16 protein-coding genes are annotated in these 14,367 nt (G+C 66.3%); 8 read left to right on the top strand and 8 right to left on the bottom strand.

Annotated features, from left to right (window positions below; translation table 11 throughout):
* Nucleotides 1-85: 85 nt before the first annotated feature.
* The 3 genes from MKK63_RS12450 to MKK63_RS12440 form a co-directional block, all read right to left on the bottom strand.
* On the bottom strand, nt 86-1,936 hold the full coding sequence (locus MKK63_RS12450) for an NADPH-dependent assimilatory sulfite reductase hemoprotein subunit (RefSeq protein WP_244002084.1): 1,851 nt from the start codon (nt 1,934-1,936) through the stop codon (nt 86-88).
* Between the two features lie 152 nt (nt 1,937-2,088).
* Nucleotides 2,089-3,858, bottom strand: coding sequence for a sulfite reductase flavoprotein subunit alpha (locus MKK63_RS12445; RefSeq protein WP_244002082.1), 1,770 nt, complete (start codon nt 3,856-3,858; stop codon nt 2,089-2,091).
* Between the two features lie 111 nt (nt 3,859-3,969).
* Nucleotides 3,970-4,485 (bottom strand): Lrp/AsnC family transcriptional regulator, encoded by a 516-nt coding sequence (locus MKK63_RS12440; protein ID WP_161393443.1) that lies wholly within the window; start codon nt 4,483-4,485, stop codon nt 3,970-3,972.
* Nucleotides 4,486-4,752: 267 nt separating this feature from the next.
* On the opposite strand from MKK63_RS12440, the gene MKK63_RS12435 reads away from it, so the two are divergent.
* From MKK63_RS12435 to cysN, 3 genes are read left to right on the top strand one after another with little or no spacing between them, the layout of a single operon-like run.
* Nucleotides 4,753-5,604: a phosphoadenylyl-sulfate reductase gene (locus MKK63_RS12435; RefSeq protein ID WP_244002081.1), complete on the top strand. Its 852-nt coding sequence runs from the start codon at nt 4,753-4,755 to the stop codon at nt 5,602-5,604.
* Nucleotides 5,601-6,560, top strand: coding sequence for a sulfate adenylyltransferase subunit CysD (cysD, locus tag MKK63_RS12430; RefSeq protein ID WP_244002079.1), 960 nt, complete (start codon nt 5,601-5,603; stop codon nt 6,558-6,560). The genes MKK63_RS12435 and cysD overlap by 4 nt, the downstream gene beginning before the upstream one ends.
* Entirely contained in the window at nt 6,560-7,966 is a 1,407-nt protein-coding gene (cysN, locus tag MKK63_RS12425; RefSeq protein ID WP_244002077.1) for a sulfate adenylyltransferase subunit CysN, read from the top strand. Before cysD ends, cysN begins: the two co-directional genes overlap by 1 nt.
* A 140-nt stretch (nt 7,967-8,106) precedes the next feature.
* Here cysN and MKK63_RS12420 read toward each other — a convergent pair whose 3' ends face one another.
* The 3 genes from MKK63_RS12420 to MKK63_RS12410 form a co-directional block, all read right to left on the bottom strand.
* Nucleotides 8,107-9,144: an LLM class flavin-dependent oxidoreductase gene (locus tag MKK63_RS12420; RefSeq protein WP_244002075.1), complete on the bottom strand. Its 1,038-nt coding sequence runs from the start codon at nt 9,142-9,144 to the stop codon at nt 8,107-8,109.
* Between the two features lie 67 nt (nt 9,145-9,211).
* Nucleotides 9,212-9,547: a type II toxin-antitoxin system RelE/ParE family toxin gene (locus tag MKK63_RS12415; protein ID WP_244002073.1), complete on the bottom strand. Its 336-nt coding sequence runs from the start codon at nt 9,545-9,547 to the stop codon at nt 9,212-9,214.
* Nucleotides 9,534-9,818: a type II toxin-antitoxin system ParD family antitoxin gene (locus MKK63_RS12410; protein WP_313901766.1), complete on the bottom strand. Its 285-nt coding sequence runs from the start codon at nt 9,816-9,818 to the stop codon at nt 9,534-9,536. The genes MKK63_RS12415 and MKK63_RS12410 overlap by 14 nt, the downstream gene beginning before the upstream one ends.
* A gap of 165 nt (nt 9,819-9,983) precedes the next feature.
* Here MKK63_RS12410 and MKK63_RS12405 point away from each other — a divergent pair, with 165 nt between their 5' ends.
* Nucleotides 9,984-11,186 carry a pyridoxal phosphate-dependent aminotransferase gene (locus MKK63_RS12405; RefSeq protein ID WP_244002071.1) on the top strand — a complete coding sequence of 401 codons (1,203 nt, stop codon included), beginning with the start codon at nt 9,984-9,986 and terminating at the stop codon, nt 11,184-11,186.
* Nucleotides 11,187-11,264: 78 nt separating this feature from the next.
* Here the strand turns inward: MKK63_RS12405 and MKK63_RS12400 are convergent, their stop codons facing one another.
* Nucleotides 11,265-11,507: a type II toxin-antitoxin system PemK/MazF family toxin gene (locus MKK63_RS12400; RefSeq protein WP_244002069.1), complete on the bottom strand. Its 243-nt coding sequence runs from the start codon at nt 11,505-11,507 to the stop codon at nt 11,265-11,267.
* Between the two features lie 74 nt (nt 11,508-11,581).
* Between MKK63_RS12400 and MKK63_RS12395 the strand changes: the two genes are divergently transcribed.
* From MKK63_RS12395 to MKK63_RS12380, 4 genes are read left to right on the top strand one after another with little or no spacing between them, the layout of a single operon-like run.
* Nucleotides 11,582-12,535 (top strand): IS1595 family transposase, encoded by a 954-nt coding sequence (locus MKK63_RS12395; protein ID WP_244002068.1) that lies wholly within the window; start codon nt 11,582-11,584, stop codon nt 12,533-12,535.
* Nucleotides 12,519-13,328 carry a hypothetical protein gene (locus MKK63_RS12390; protein ID WP_244002065.1) on the top strand — a complete coding sequence of 270 codons (810 nt, stop codon included), beginning with the start codon at nt 12,519-12,521 and terminating at the stop codon, nt 13,326-13,328. The genes MKK63_RS12395 and MKK63_RS12390 overlap by 17 nt, the downstream gene beginning before the upstream one ends.
* 3 nt (nt 13,329-13,331) lie before the next feature.
* A complete protein-coding gene (locus MKK63_RS12385) occupies nt 13,332-13,898 on the top strand; it encodes a type II toxin-antitoxin system VapC family toxin (RefSeq protein ID WP_244002063.1) in 567 nt (188 codons plus the stop codon).
* Nucleotides 13,895-14,104: a hypothetical protein gene (locus MKK63_RS12380; RefSeq protein WP_244002061.1), complete on the top strand. Its 210-nt coding sequence runs from the start codon at nt 13,895-13,897 to the stop codon at nt 14,102-14,104. The genes MKK63_RS12385 and MKK63_RS12380 overlap by 4 nt, the downstream gene beginning before the upstream one ends.
* Here MKK63_RS12380 and MKK63_RS12375 read toward each other — a convergent pair.
* Nucleotides 14,101-14,364, bottom strand: coding sequence for a hypothetical protein (locus MKK63_RS12375; protein WP_244002059.1), 264 nt, complete (start codon nt 14,362-14,364; stop codon nt 14,101-14,103). The genes MKK63_RS12380 and MKK63_RS12375 overlap by 4 nt on opposite strands.
* Between the last annotated feature and the right edge of the window lie 3 nt (nt 14,365-14,367).

The following is a 14,367-nucleotide window of genomic DNA, read 5'->3' as shown; positions in this document are numbered from 1 at the left end:
CGGCCGATGGTGAGCCGTCACGATCTTCCGAGTGGCGACCGGTCGTCTGCATGGGCGGCCTCGCCGGCCGCCCATGCAGCTCGAATCAACCCTGCGTGGCCGGCTTCAGGGCGCCGGTGCGCTTGTGGAAATCCGGACCGTTGGTGGTCCGCGCCACGTGCCCGGCCCGGATCAGGTAGTCGCCGAAATGCTCGCCCGGCTGCCGGCCCTTCGCGTAGTCGGCAAACAGCGGGTCGAGGGTGCCGCGGATCTCGGAGGCCGCCACGTCCTCCTTGTAGAGCTTGCTGAGCCGCGAACCGTCGTGGGCGGCGCCGAGATAGAGATGGTAGCGCTCGGGACCACGGCCCACGAGGCCGATCTCGGAGATGAACGGCCGGGCGCAGCCGTTCGGGCAACCGGTGGAGCGGATCGTGATCTCCTCCTCGGCCAGCCCGTGGGACGCGAGGCTCTGCTCCAGCTCGGTCATCAGGTCCGGCAGGTAGCGCTCGCTCTCGGCGAGGGCGAGGCCGCAGGTCGGCAGCGCCACGCAGGCCATCGAGTTGCGCCGGAGCGCGCTCGCTCCGCGCGTCAGCCCGTATTCGTCGACCAGGGCGTCGATCTCGGCCCGCTTCTCGGCCGGGACGTTGGCGATGATGACGTTCTGGTTGCCGGTGAGGCGGAAATCGCCCTGATGCACCTCGGCGATGCGCCGCAGCCCCGTGAGGAATTGCGGCCCGTCCTCGATGTCCTTGATCCGGCCCGAGGGCACGTACAGGGTGAGATGGAAGCGCCCGTCATCGCCCGCGACCCAGCCGTAGCGGTCGCCGTTGTTGGCGAACGTGTAGGGCATCGGCGCGCCGAGTTTCTTGCCGATCCGCTTCTCGACCTCGGCCCGGAAGGCGTCGAGGCCGTAGCGCTCGATCGTGTACTTGAGCCGGGCGTTCTTGCGGTTCTTGCGGTTGCCCCAGTCGCGCTGGACGGTCATCACCGCCTCGGCGACCTTGATGGCATCCTCGGGGGCCACGAAGCCCATCACGTCGGCGGTGCGCGGGAAGGTGTCGGGCTCGCCATGGGTCATGCCCATGCCGCCGCCCACCGTGACGTTCCAGCCGGTCACCTGATTCTTCTTATCGAGGATCGCGATGAAGCCGAGATCGTGAGCGAAGATGTCAACCTCGTTGGAGGGCGGCACCGCGATGACGGTCTTGAACTTCCGCGGCAGGTAGGTCCGGCCGTAGACCGGCTCGATCTCGGCCGCGTCCTCACCGCCGACCACGCGCTCGCCGTCGAGCCAGATCTCGCGCCACGCGCTGGTCTTCGGCAGCAGCGAGTCGGAGATGTCCTTGGCGAGCTGGTAGGCGGCCTTGTGGGCGCCGACTTGGGCCGGGTTGGTCGCCGCCATGACGTTGCGGTTGACGTCGCCGCAGGCCGCGATCGTGTCGAGGAGCGCCGCGTCGATGGCCGCCATCGTGCGCTTCAGGTTCGCCTTGATCACGCCGTGATACTGGAAGGTCTGGCGCGTCGTCGCCCGCAGGGCGCTGCCCGCATAGGTGACCGCGATGTGGTCCAGCGCCAGCCACTGCTTCGGGGTGATGACGCCGCCGGCGATGCGCAGGCGGATCATGAAGCTGTAGGCCTTGTCGAGCTTCTTCTTGGTCCGCTCGGGGCGCAGGTCGCGGTCGTCCTGCATGTACATCCCGTGGAACTTCACGAGCTGTCCGTCATCCTCCGAGATCGCCCCGGTGGCGTGCTTCAGGAGCCCGTCCGCGAGAGTCCCGCGGAGATAGCCGCTGGCGATCTTGATGTGCTCGTTCGCCGCGAGCTGGGCCGCGCGGGCGGCGTCCGCCTCGGTGATCGGCCGCTCGGTGGGCGGGGTCTCGTAGACGCGCTTGGCCGGGGCGGAGGCCGAGCTGGCGACCGGGGTCTCGGCGGTGTCGCGGGGGCTGTGGTCGTCCATGGGATAAATCCGTCTGTCTGAACGCGTCTCCCACCCCTCGCGTCAGGGGTGGGTGCCGAGCGGAACGCGTGCCGGTCTACGGCAGGGTCGGGACCCGCGCCCCGTCCTGCTCCGCTGCAATCTCGATCCTGCGGCCTTGGAAGGCCGGTCCGTTAGTAAACGTCCTGCTGGTAGCGGTGGCTGCGCTCCAAAGCCGCGACCTGTGCCTCGGCCTCGGCGGCGCTCGAGGATTTGACGGTCTCGTAGGCCTTCACCACCGCGGCACGCACGTCCTTGGCCATGTTCTTGGCATCGCCGCAGACGTAGAAATGGGCACCCCCGTCCAGCCAGGAGACCAGCTCCTTGGCGTTCTGGACGATCCGATCCTGCACGTAGATCTTCTCCGGCTGGTCCCGGGAGAAAGCCACGTCGATCTTGGTGAGCGACCGGTCCTCCAGGGCGTCCTGCCATTCGAGCTGATACAGGAAATCGTGGAGGAAGTGCCGGTCGCCGAAGAACAGCCAGGACCGTCCCGGCGCCTCGATCGCCCGGCGCTCCTGCACGAAGGCGCGGAACGGCGCGACGCCGGTGCCGGGGCCGACCATGATGATGTCGGTGGCCGGATCCTGCGGCAGGCGGAAATGCCGGTTCGGCTTCAGCCGCACCCGCAGCTTCGCCCCGTCGCGGATCCGGTCGGCCACGTGGACCGAGGCGACGCCGGATCGGGCGCGGCCGTGGGTCTCGTAGCGCACCGCCACGATGGCGAGGTGGACCTCGTCGCCCACCTCCTTGCGCGAGGAGGCGATCGAGTAGGCCCGCGGCGGCAGCGGCCGGGTGATCGTGTTCACGTGCTCGGGCGTGAGCTTGGCCGGATAGGCCGCCAGCAGATCGATCAGGTGCCGGCCCTCGATCCAGGCCTTGGCCTCGCCACTGTCGATCAGCTTCTGCGCCTCCGTGTGGCCGGTGGCCTTGACGAAGCGCTCGATCGTGGCGGCCGACAGGGTCGTGATGTCCCGCTCGGCGAGCAGCGCGTTGCGCAGGGCCTCGTCTCCCGAGAGACCGGCGGCGTCGAGGATCTCGTCCACGAGTTGCGGGTCGTTCTCGGGGAAGAGCTCCAGCGAATCGCCTGGCTCGTAGGCCGGGGCGCCATCCTCGAAGGCGAGCGCGAGGTGGATCGTCTCCTTGTCAGAGCGCGAGGAGTTGAGGTTCACGTGCTCGACGACCTCGACCACCAGGGGCTCGCGGCTCGGCTCGGCCTCGTCGTCCTCGCCGGTCGCGGCGCGGGCGAAATCCACCGCCACGACGTTGTCGGACGTGTCCGCCGGGGCCAGCGCCTTGAGCGTGCTCTTGATCCAGTCGGCGGCGGGCTTCTCGAAGTCGAGGTCGAGGTCGGCGCGCTCGGCGACGCGCTTGCCGCCCAGGGCCTCGAAGCGCGCGTCGAGCGCCTTCCCGATGGCGCAGAACTCCACGTACGACGTGTCGCCGAGCGCCAGCACCGCGAACTCGACGCCGTCGAGGCGCGGGGCGCCCTCCCCCATCAGCTCGCCATAGGCCCGCACGGCCCGGGCCGGCGGCTCGCCCTCGCCCCAGGTGGCGGCGATGGCGATCAGCTTGCCGGCCTTGGGCAGGGTCGCGAGGTCGAGGTCGGCGAAATCCACCACCTTCGGCTTGAAGCCCTGCTTGCGCGCGAGCTTCGCGATAGTGCCGGCCAGCGTCTCGGAATTCCCCGATTCGCTGGCGTAGATCACCGTCAGCGGCGCGGCGGCCTTGGGCGGCGCGGCCGGGACGGCGGCGGGCTGGCCGCCCGCGGCGTCGAGCCCGGCGAGGAACCCGGCCAGCCACGCGCGCTGCGTGGGGCTCGCGGCGCCGAGCACCGCATCAAGGCTGGCGCGCTCGCCATCCCCGAACGGGGCGGTGCGCGGAAGGAGATTCTGGCGGGACATTACCGGACCATGTCGGGGCCAACGCGGCCCGTGTCAATCGAGAGACGTTCTTTTTACAGAACGCGTGGAGTTTAGGAGATCACGTTCGCTGCGGTGCGAGAGAAGAGAAGATCATTCTCCTACAACCGCGAGCACCGGACCGGTCCCGGGCAGGTGCCGCCCGTTCTTCGGCGGCGCCGGCAGGGGCAGGGCCGTGGTGGATTTCACCTTCTCCATGGCGAACCGGGAGGTGACGTTCTTGAGTGGCAGCACCGCGATCAGGTGCTTGTAGAAGCTGTCATAGGCCTGCATGTCGGCGACCACGACGCGCAACATGTAATCCACGTCACCGGCCATCCGGTAGAACTCGAGCACCTCCGGCATGGCCGAGACGGTTGCGGCGAAGCGCTGCAGCCAGTCCTGCGAATGGTCCGCGGTCTCGATCGAGACGAAGACCGTCAGCCCGAGGCCGAGCTTCACCGGATCGAGCACCGCCACCCGCCGGTCGATCACCCCGTCGGCCTCCAGCTTCTGGATGCGCTTCCAGCACGGGGTCTGGGACAGGCCAACGCGCTCGCCGATCGCCGCGATGGACAGCGTCGCGTCCGTCTGCAGCAGGGCAAGAATCTTGAGGTCGATCGCGTCCAAGACTGTCTCCGTCGGATCCGTCCACGCGGCGCTGCCCGCGTCGGGTACAAGGTCTCTCAGGGGCCGTTAAGAAGATTTTTTCACCCGAGCGCCTTTGGGACTCGGGGAGAGCTGTGTGCAACCGCACGCCAGAGCCGGCCCTGAGGTCCCGCAAGCACGCCGAGGCGCCTTGACTTCGTTCGGTATAGCGAACATCTCGTCGCTTCGACAACAGGGTGCGGTTTCGTGCCCGCCGTTTCCTCCACACGAACCCCGGGACATGCCCCGATGACCCGTCCGGACCGACAGATGGCCGAAGCCCTTGCGGCGCGGCTGTCCGGGCTCGACCTCCCAGGCCGGCTTCACCTGATCGCCGCCGAGATCCCTGGCCGCCTCGTCTTCACCACGAGCCTCGGCGTCGAGGATCAGGCGCTGACCCACGCGCTGGCCATGGCCAAGCTCGCCACCGGGCTCACCAAGGGGCGCGTCGAGATCGTCACCCTCGATACTGGCCGCCTTTTCGCCGAGACCTACGACACCTGGGCGGACACCGAGTCGGCCTACGGGATCCGCATCACCGCCTACGCCCCGGAGCGCGCGGCGGCGGAGGATTTCGTGCGGGACGAGGGGATCAACGGCTTCCGGCGCTCGGTCGCCGCCCGGCAGGCCTGCTGCGGCTTCCGGAAGGTCGAGCCGCTGGGCCGGGCGCTCGAAGGCGCGAGCGGCTGGCTCACCGGATTGCGGGCCGGCCAGTCGGCCAACCGCGCCGAGACGCCGCTCGCGGAGTTCGATGCCGCGCGCGACCTGATCAAGCTGAACCCCCTGGCCGATTGGTCGCGGGCGCAGATCGACAGCTTCGTGCGCGACAACGTCGTGCCCTACAACGTCCTGCACGATCGCGGCTTCCCGTCGATCGGCTGCGCCCCCTGCACCCGGGCCGTGAAGCTCGGCGAGCCCGAGCGGGCCGGCCGCTGGTGGTGGGAGCAGGAAGACAAGAAGGAATGCGGCCTGCATGTCGGACGCCAAGCCGCACACCATGCGGCGTCGGTGCAGCCGGGCCAAGAGCCTGCAGTTCTCGAACCTGCCGCCTTCGAGACCGTCCAGACCGAGACCCATCGCCAGCCGGAGTTCGCCCGATGAGCGCCGCCCTCGCCGCCGCCGTGCAGCCGAGCGCCCCCACGCCCGCACAGACCGCCGACCGCCTCAGCCATCTCAAGCGGCTGGAGGCCGAGGCCATCCACATCTTCCGGGAGACGGTCGCCGAGACCGAGAACCCGGTGATGCTCTACTCGATCGGCAAGGATTCCTCGGTCCTGCTGCATCTCGCCCTCAAGGCCTTCGCGCCCGGGCGGCTGCCCTTCCCGCTGCTCCACGTCGACACCACGTGGAAGTTTCGCGAGATGATCGCCTTCCGCGACGCCCGCGCGAAGGAACTCGGCCTCGATCTCCTGATCCACACCAATCCGGACGGGCTCGCCCGCGGTGTCGGCCCGGTGAGCCACGGCTCCGAGGTCCATACCGACGTGATGAAGACGCAGGCGCTGCGGCAGGCGCTCGACAAGTACAAGTTCGATGCGGCCTTCGGCGGCGCCCGCCGCGACGAGGAGGCGAGCCGCGCCAAGGAGCGGATCATCTCGTTGCGCACCGCGCAGCACCGCTGGGACCCGAAGCGCCAGCGCGCCGAGCCCTGGCATCTCTACAATCTCAAGAAGAAGCGCGGCGAGTCCCTGCGGGTGTTCCCGCTGTCGAACTGGACCGAGCTCGACATCTGGCTCTACATCGAGCAGGAAAATATTCCGATCGTACCGCTCTACTTCGCGAAGGAGCGGCCGGTGGTGGAGCGCGACGGCCAGCTCATCATGGTGGACGACGACCGTCTGCCGCTGGAGCCGGGTGAGACCCCGCAGCAGCGCCTCGTCCGCTTCCGGACGCTCGGCTGCTACCCGCTGACCGGTGCGGTCGAGAGCGACGCCGCCTCGCTCCCCGAGATCATCGGCGAGACGCTGGCCGCCCGCACCTCGGAGCGCCAGGGCCGGGTGATCGACAAAGACGGGGCCGGCGCCATGGAGCGCAAGAAGCAGGAGGGGTACTTCTGATGACCGTGCACCAGGCTCCCACGGCGTTTGCCGACCGCGTCGCCGGCTACGCGGCCTTCCTCACGGCCCACCGCCACAAGGCGGTGCTGCGCTTCATCGCCTGCGGCTCGGTGGATGACGGCAAGTCGACCCTGATCGGGCGGCTGCTGCACGACACCAAGCAGATCTTCGACGACCAGATCTCGGCGCTCCAGCGCGATTCGCGCAAGCACGGGACGCAGGGGCAGGAGGTGGATCTGGCGCTGCTGGTGGACGGCCTCCAGGCCGAGCGCGAGCAGGGCATCACCATCGATGTCGCCTACCGGTTCTTCTCCACCGACAAGCGCTCGTTCATCGTCGCCGACACCCCCGGCCACGAGCAGTACACCCGCAACATGGCCACCGGCGCCTCGACGGCCGACGTAGCGGTGATCCTCGTTGACGCCCGCCAGGGCCTGACTCGCCAGACCCGGCGCCACGCGCTGCTGGTGTCGAATCTCGGGATCCGCCGGGTGGTGCTGGCGGTGAACAAGATGGATCTCGCCGGCTGGGCGCAGGGCACCTTCGACGGCCTCGTGGCCGGCTTCTCGGACTTCGCCCGGGGTCTGAACTTCTCCGAGGTCAAGGCGATCCCGCTCTCGGCCAAGAACGGCGACAACGTCGTGGATCCGGGCATTGCGGCGCCCTGGTACACGGGCGGCACGCTGCTGAACTACCTGGAGACCGTGCTGGTCCACGCGGAGGCGCTCAACGCGCCGTTCCGGATGGCGGTGCAGTGGGTCAACCGGCCGAATTCCGAGTTCCGCGGCTATAGCGGCCGGATCGCCAGCGGCCGGGTCCGCCCGGGCGATTCGGTGACGATCCAGCCCTCCGGCCGGACCTCCACGGTGGCGCGGATCTACACCGCCGACGGCGACCTGCCCGAGGCCGGCGAGGACGAGTCGGTCACCCTGGTGCTGGCCGATCAGATCGACGTCTCGCGCGGTCAGGTGATCGTGGCCACCGACGCGCCGATGCGGGTCACCGAGACCCTGGACGCCCGCCTGTTCTGGGCGGCCGAGACCGATCTCAGCCCAGGTGCCAGCCTGTTCGCCAAGATCGGCACCGCCACGGTCACCGCGACGGTGGAGCGGATCGTCTCGCGCATCGACCCCGAGACCGGCAAGCCCGGCCCGGCCGAGCGCCTGTCGGCCAACGATATCGCGGACGTGGCGCTCCGCTTCGACCGGGCGGTGGCGGTGGATGCCTATGCCGAGAACCGCGAGACCGGCAGCCTGATCCTGATCGACCGCGAGACCACCGACACGGCGGCCCTCGGGCTGGTGCTGGCGCCGAAGGCGGAGACTGCGAAGGCGGTGACGCCCGATGCGAAACCCGCGGACGGGGGCGGCTTCCTCGCCCGGCTCGGCCGCCTGTTCGGGCGCTGAGATCCCGGTTTCAAAAAGCCGAGGCCTTTTGCGGGTTCAGGGCAGGGCCCTGATCGGCTCGGGCTAAGCCCTACATCGGGGCCCTGCCCCGATACCCCGCCAAAGGGCGGAAGCCCTTTGGAAACCCGGACTCTTCGCCGTCAGGCCGCCTGTGAGGCGGCGCCGAGCCCCCAAGCCTGCGCCAGCAGCGCGTATGAATCGTGCCGCGCCGCCTGGTCGGGGATCGCCGAGACGATCATCAGTTCGTCGGCCTGCGTGCGCGCCACCATGTCGGCGAGGTGCGCCCGCAGGGTCTCGGGGCCGCCCACGTGCAGCCGATCGCGGCCGCGCTCGATCTGCCTCCGCTCGGCATCGGAATACGGATAGGCCAGCGCCTCGCCGAGGCTCGGCAGCGGCCGGTATTCGCCCCGCTCCCGCCGCAGGGTCGCCAAGCGGGCGCTGGCGGCCAGCCGCTCGGCCTCGGCGTCCGTGGGCGCGCAGATCGCCGCGACGGCCAGGATCGCGTGGGGCGTCGCGCCGAGCCGCGTCGGGCGGAACCCACGGCGGTACTCCAGCATCGGCGCCTCGGCCGGCATCCCGGAGAAATGCTGCGCGAAGCCGAACCCGCAGCCGATCTCGCCGGCGAGCCGGGCGCTGTAATCGGACGAGCCCAGCAGGAAGATCGGCGGCAGCGGAACCCCGGCCGGGCTTGCCGTGATCCGTGCGAACGGGTGCCCCTCCGGGAAGCCGCCGTCCCAGAACAGCAATTCCTGCAGCCGGTCGAGGAAGTCGTCCCCGCCCCCTTGGCTGCCGCCCTCCCCCGGCGCCTCGCGGCGGCGCAAAGCCCGCGCGGTGACGCCGTCCGTACCGGGCGCGCGCCCGAGACCGAGGTCGATCCGGCCCGGAAACAGCGCCTCCAACACCCGGAAGCGCTCGGCCACCATCAGCGGCGCGTGGTTCGGCAGCATGATCCCGCCCGAGCCGACCCGGAGATTTCGGGTCGCGGCGGCGATCTGGCCGATCATGATCTCGGGGGCCGGGCTCGCCACGTTGGGCAGCGCATGATGCTCCGCCAGCCAGTAGCGCCGGTAGCCGAGGCCATCGACGTGGCGGGCGAGCGCCAGGGTGTCGTGCAGCGCCTGGGCCGGGGTGGACTCGGCGCTGACGAAGGAGAGGTCGAGGACGGAGAGCGGGGTCATACCAGGAGAGATGGGGGCCTGGGCCGGCCGGCGCGAGGGCATGGCGATCCGCGCCCTTCCAGACGCGTCACGGTGCGGGTTCGTCGTCCGGCCCGGCGGCCTGATACAGCGCTTCGAAATCGCGGCCGCCGTAGAACGCGTTGGTGATCGTCACCCGGTCGGCTTCGACCCGATAGGCGATGACGGCGGATCGCTCGAACGGCACGGTTCGGAGGCCCGGCTCCAGATCATGGCGCAGGCGCTCGCCATGGGGCGCATCGCCGATGCGCTCACACCGGCCGATGAGCTTGTCCAGAAACCGGCCGGCTCCGTTCGGATCGCGGCTCGCATCATAGACCCAGCGATAGATCTGAAGCAGGCCGGTCTCGGCTTCCGCTCCGAAGATGACCTTAAGACGCCGCATTCCGGTGAGCCTTCACGGTCTCGGCATGCAGGGCGTCGATGTGCGCCCTAACCTCTTCGAGGCTCCGTGGCGGCCGCGGGTCGTCCAACGATCGCCGGATGCGGGCGCGGATGTCATCGAGCCGCTCGGCAGTCTCCCGGCGCTGGCGCTGCAACGCGTGCACGGCTTCGTCGAGCAGCGCGTCCACCGAGGCGTACTCGCCGGCCTCGACGCTCGCGCGCACGGCCCGGAGCGTATCCGGCGCTAGGGTGATGCTGATGGTTTCCCCCATCGGCAGGGCCTCTCGTTCCGTCCCGACTCTCGTGACCATAGCAGAAAACGCGGTCTCGCGTGCCGTCGCGGCGACCGTGCTTGCCGGCTCAGCGTCCCGGGCCTAGGGTCCGCCGCGCCGCGAAGAGGCGGCGCCTGACCTCGACAATCCGGAGCATCGCACGCCATGGCTCTCCTCGCCGACGTCCTCTCGCGGGTGAAGCCGTCCGCGACCATCGTGATGACCCAGAAGGCCCGGGACCTGAAGGCGTCCGGCGTCGACGTCATCAGCCTGTCGGTGGGCGAGCCGGATTTCGACACGCCCGAGCACATCAAGCAGGCGGCGATCGAGGCGATCCACCGCAACGAGACCCGCTACCCGCCGGTCTCCGGTATCGCGCCCCTGCGCGAGGCGATCGTGCGCAAGTTCAAGCGCGAGAACGGGCTCGACTACAAGGTTTCGCAGACCATCGTGGGTACCGGCGGCAAGCAGGTGCTGTACAACGCCTTCCTCGCCACCCTGAACCCCGGCGACGAGGTGGTGATCCCCCGCCCCTACTGGGTGTCCTACCCGGAGATGGTCGGCCTGTGCGGCGGCACCCCGGTCTTTGCCGACACCGACATGGCGCACGGCTTCAAGCTCCAGCTGGAGGAGCTCGACCGGGTGCTGACCCCGAAGACCAAGTGGATCGTCCTCAACTCGCCGTCGAACCCGTCCGGGGCCGCCTATTCCCGCGCCGAGATGAAGACGCTCACCGATGTGCTGCTCCGCTACCCGGACGTGCACATCCTCACCGACGACATCTACGAGCACCTGACCTACGGCGATTTCGCGTTCGTCACCCCCGCCCAGGTCGAGCCGCAGCTGACCGAGCGGACGCTGACCATGAACGGCGTCTCGAAGGGCTACGCCATGACCGGCTGGCGGATCGGCTACGCGGCCGGGCCCGAGAAACTCATCAAGGCGATGGACTTCGTCCAGGGCCAGCAGACCTCAGGCGCCAGCACCATCGCGCAGTGGGCCGCGGTCGCCGCCCTCGACGGCCCGCAGGACCATCTGGCCACGTTCCGCGCGGCGTTCCAGGGCCGGCGCGATCTCGTCGTGTCGATGCTCAACCAGACCAACGGCCTGACCTGCCCGACGCCGGAGGGCGCGTTCTACGTCTATCCGTCCTGCGCGGCGCTGATCGGCAAGACGACCGAGTCCGGCAAGACCATCGAGACCGACGAGGATTTCGTCACGGAGCTGCTCCAGGCCGAGGGCGTGGCCGCGGTGCACGGTTCGGCCTTCGGGCTCGGACCGAACCTGCGGATCTCCTACGCCACCTCCAACGCCGTGCTGGAGGAGGCTTGCCGGCGCATCCAGCGGTTCTGCGGCTCGCTGCGATAGGATTGAGGGCCCGCGTCGGTCGTCCCGCGGAGCGTCACCAAGCCCGCGGGATCACGTGTTCGGGACCGTCTCGCTGCCTCAGTCGGCGAGGCCAAGCACGAGGGCGAGCATCCGGTTCAAGGCTGCGAGCGTGTCGCGTTCGAGCCGGCCGATGACGGCACCGCATTTCGCCCGCGGCAGGGCGATGATCTTGTCGACCATGATCTGTGAGGTGCTTCGCAATCCATTGGCCGGGCTCGGCTCGACGGTGAGCCGGAAGAGCGGTGCCTCGCGCAACGTGCTCGTGACGAGGCAGACGAGGATGCTGTCGGTTCCGGCCAACCAATCGGATTGGCGATTATATCGTTGACACATACGGCCTGACGGTCTAGCTTCTCTATCAAGGAGTTAGCCCGATGTCCGCCCTGTCCGCAGCCTTCTTTCACGACGAAGCCGCAGCCTTCGCCAAGCTGGAAAGCGTCCTGTGGGCCGATGGTCCCGTATGCCCTCACTGCGGCGGCATGGGCCGGATCACGAACGTTAAGGGCGGTCGCATGGGCCTTCGCCGTTGCGGCGACTGCAAGAAACAGTTCACCGTCACGGTCGGCACGGTGTTTGAGGCCAGCCACGTCAAGCTGCACCTGTGGCTTCAGGCGGCGCACCTGATGTGCTCCTCCAAGAAGGGCTTCTCCGCGCACCAGCTGCATCGCATGCTCGGCGTCACCTACAAGACGGCGTGGTTCATGGCCCACCGTCTGCGCGAGGCCATGCGTGACGGTTCTCTGGCTCCTATGGGCGGCATTGACGGCATGCCCGGCGCCTCTGGCACCGTCGAGGCTGACGAGACCTTCATCGGCCGCGAGCCCGGCGCCCCGAAGAAGCGCGCCTATCATCACAAGATGAAGGTGCTGTCCCTTCTCGACCGCGGCGCCGGTCAGGTCCGCTCTGTCGTGGTGGACGACATCAAGCCCGAGACAATCCGTCCCATCATCGAGGCCAACATCGTCAAAGAAGCGAGCCTCTACACCGACGAGTCCAGCATCTACACAAAGGTTGGAGCGTCCTTCGCTGACCACCAGACGACCGCTCACGGCGCCAAGGAGTACGTTCGCGGCATCGTTCACACGAATACGATTGAAGGTTACTTCTCTGTGTTCAAGAGGGGCATGAAAGGTGTCTATCAACACTGCGGAAAGCAGCACCTTCATCGCTATTTGGCAGAATTTGACTTCCGCTACAACAACCGGGTGAAGCTGGGCGTTAACGACTCGGAGAGGACAGAGCGCGCCCTACATGGTATCGTTGGCAAGCGGCTGACTTATAAGTCACCTGACGAAGGGTTAGCGACCGGCCATGTCCGGAGAGGATGAAGCCACTCTCACGATCCACGGCCTCCAAGCACACAATGAGGCCGTGGACGGCGAGGTATTTGCGGAGAAGCTAAAAGCTTTTCTGACAGCGCTAGCTATTGCCGACGTGTCCGCAAACGGCGCGCGTCGTCATAGATATATGATTAGCGCACTCGCCAAGAATACGGCGACCGCTAGCTTTAGAGAACATTTGGTTTCCAATGGTCCACCTCCCTTATCTTCTGTAGATTATTACCGAGATGGACTTGGTAAGATCCAGCGGGGCGATCCGTCTGCGAAGGACCTGCCAAAAAACTTTGTCAAACAAGTCGCCCTTCTCAATCGAGGGGTCGGGAAGAACTTCGATTTCGGTGAAATCAAATTTTCCAAATCCGACATTGTGCGTATAGATGATTTAATGAGGCACCAAGCAGTAACTTTGTTAAACCAGATTGAGAGGGCTGAGAAAAGCACAAGGTCCTATTATAAGGGGCAGGCTTTCGTGAATTTCGACGGAGTACTAAAAGCCGTCGATCTGCGTGGCGAAATTAAAACCGCATATCTTATTTTGACAGCCGGGGGGCGGCAAATCGATTGCGTAATTACGAACCTTGATTCTGAACAATTGCGCGATGCGCTGGACAAGCGTGCGATTATTGGTGGTTTGGCACTGTACAGGGGTGATAGCGGCTTACCGTCTCGGATAGACGTTCGGGCGGCGAGAGTTATCACGGAAAAGAGAAATCTCAGTCGGTGGCGGGGCGCCTTTGCAATCGAAGCAAGGGACGATGAGCTTGAATGGAGCCGAGATTAACCGATGGCTCCGATCGAGGTGTATTGGGATACGTGTGTGTTCACGGCCTTCCTAAACAATGAGATTGCCGCATATGGTAACTACATATCTCATATAGAGCAGTATCTAGAAGAAGCGAAAGCGGGCAAATTTAAGATTTATTGCTCGACCATTACACTGGCAGAGATAACCCGTGGAAGCATGAGAAACTCAAGTTTCGGGACCTTCGAGGAGTTTCTTGAGGATTATTCGGCGGCGATCATTCAGATTACCCCGGACCCAAATATCATGTCTCTAGCTGGCGCCCTTAGGAGCCTACAATACACAAAGGACAACGGAAAACGGAAACTTTTAACACCGGATGCAATCCACCTTGCGTCCGCGATATATTTGAAAGACGAATTTAAGGTGCCGCTCGCTGCTTTGCACACGTTTGACGACGGGAAATCAAAAGGGCCTGAAGGGAAGTCGATACCGATATTGTCGGCCGAAACTTGGTGTGGCGCTATTGCCAACGATCCAACAGCCAAAAGACTCATCAATTTGATCCGCTCAAAGCCTGAGCATCCAACTCCTAGGCTACCGCTATGAGCAAGCCTCCACTCACGCAAGCGCCCTTCGTCGCGCAACGTCGCCAGTCATCAGGCGGGACCAAGCTCGGCGCCGAGAAGCTGACGCCCGAGGAACAGCGCCGCCGGTTCATTGAAGCTGCGCGCGAGGCGGGTGCTAGCGAGGATGAAGCAGATTTTGATGCCGCATTAAAGAAAATAGCTAAATCACGACCTAAGGAAAGCTAGATAAGGTCGCCGTGAGCAGGGTCCCAGAGTTTCTGATGGTCTAAAACAACAACGTCGCATTTTTTTGATTTTGCACGACGTTGTGCCGCCTCGATAGCTTCTTTGATCGGCATTCGTTCAGACTCGAATAGATCTTTGTTTTTCTCAAAGGGCCCTAAAAAGACGGCTGTTATCTCCCCGCCGGGATGAGGGCAGTACGGCACTAACGTGACATGATCCTCGTGCATTTCGGGGACTTCAAGGAAGCTCGGCATTTTCATCGT

Origin of the sequence: Methylobacterium sp. J-088, assembly GCF_022829295.1 — a bacterium.
GTDB lineage: Bacteria > Pseudomonadota > Alphaproteobacteria > Rhizobiales > Beijerinckiaceae > Methylobacterium.
The sequence above is the reverse complement of the archived record's forward strand: the minus strand, read 5'-3'. Positions and strand labels throughout refer to the sequence as shown.

Excerpts from the sequence above, each read along its gene's own strand:
- MKK63_RS12450 (WP_244002084.1), bottom strand. The coding sequence starts at position 1,936 with ATGGACGACCACAGCCCCCGCGACACCGCCGAGACCCCGGTCGCCAGC.
- MKK63_RS12445 (WP_244002082.1), bottom strand. The coding sequence starts at position 3,858 with ATGTCCCGCCAGAATCTCCTTCCGCGCACCGCCCCGTTCGGGGATGGC.
- MKK63_RS12435 (WP_244002081.1), top strand. The coding sequence starts at position 4,753 with ATGACCCGTCCGGACCGACAGATGGCCGAAGCCCTTGCGGCGCGGCTG.
- cysD (WP_244002079.1), top strand. The coding sequence starts at position 5,601 with ATGAGCGCCGCCCTCGCCGCCGCCGTGCAGCCGAGCGCCCCCACGCCC.
- cysN (WP_244002077.1), top strand. The coding sequence starts at position 6,560 with ATGACCGTGCACCAGGCTCCCACGGCGTTTGCCGACCGCGTCGCCGGC.
- MKK63_RS12420 (WP_244002075.1), bottom strand. The coding sequence starts at position 9,144 with ATGACCCCGCTCTCCGTCCTCGACCTCTCCTTCGTCAGCGCCGAGTCC.
- MKK63_RS12415 (WP_244002073.1), bottom strand. The coding sequence starts at position 9,547 with ATGCGGCGTCTTAAGGTCATCTTCGGAGCGGAAGCCGAGACCGGCCTG.
- MKK63_RS12410 (WP_313901766.1), bottom strand. The coding sequence starts at position 9,818 with ATGGGGGAAACCATCAGCATCACCCTAGCGCCGGATACGCTCCGGGCC.
- MKK63_RS12405 (WP_244002071.1), top strand. The coding sequence starts at position 9,984 with ATGGCTCTCCTCGCCGACGTCCTCTCGCGGGTGAAGCCGTCCGCGACC.
- MKK63_RS12395 (WP_244002068.1), top strand. The coding sequence starts at position 11,582 with ATGTCCGCCCTGTCCGCAGCCTTCTTTCACGACGAAGCCGCAGCCTTC.
- MKK63_RS12390 (WP_244002065.1), top strand. The coding sequence starts at position 12,519 with ATGTCCGGAGAGGATGAAGCCACTCTCACGATCCACGGCCTCCAAGCA.
- MKK63_RS12385 (WP_244002063.1), top strand. The coding sequence starts at position 13,332 with ATGGCTCCGATCGAGGTGTATTGGGATACGTGTGTGTTCACGGCCTTC.
- MKK63_RS12380 (WP_244002061.1), top strand. The coding sequence starts at position 13,895 with ATGAGCAAGCCTCCACTCACGCAAGCGCCCTTCGTCGCGCAACGTCGC.
- MKK63_RS12375 (WP_244002059.1), bottom strand. The coding sequence starts at position 14,364 with ATGAAAATGCCGAGCTTCCTTGAAGTCCCCGAAATGCACGAGGATCAT.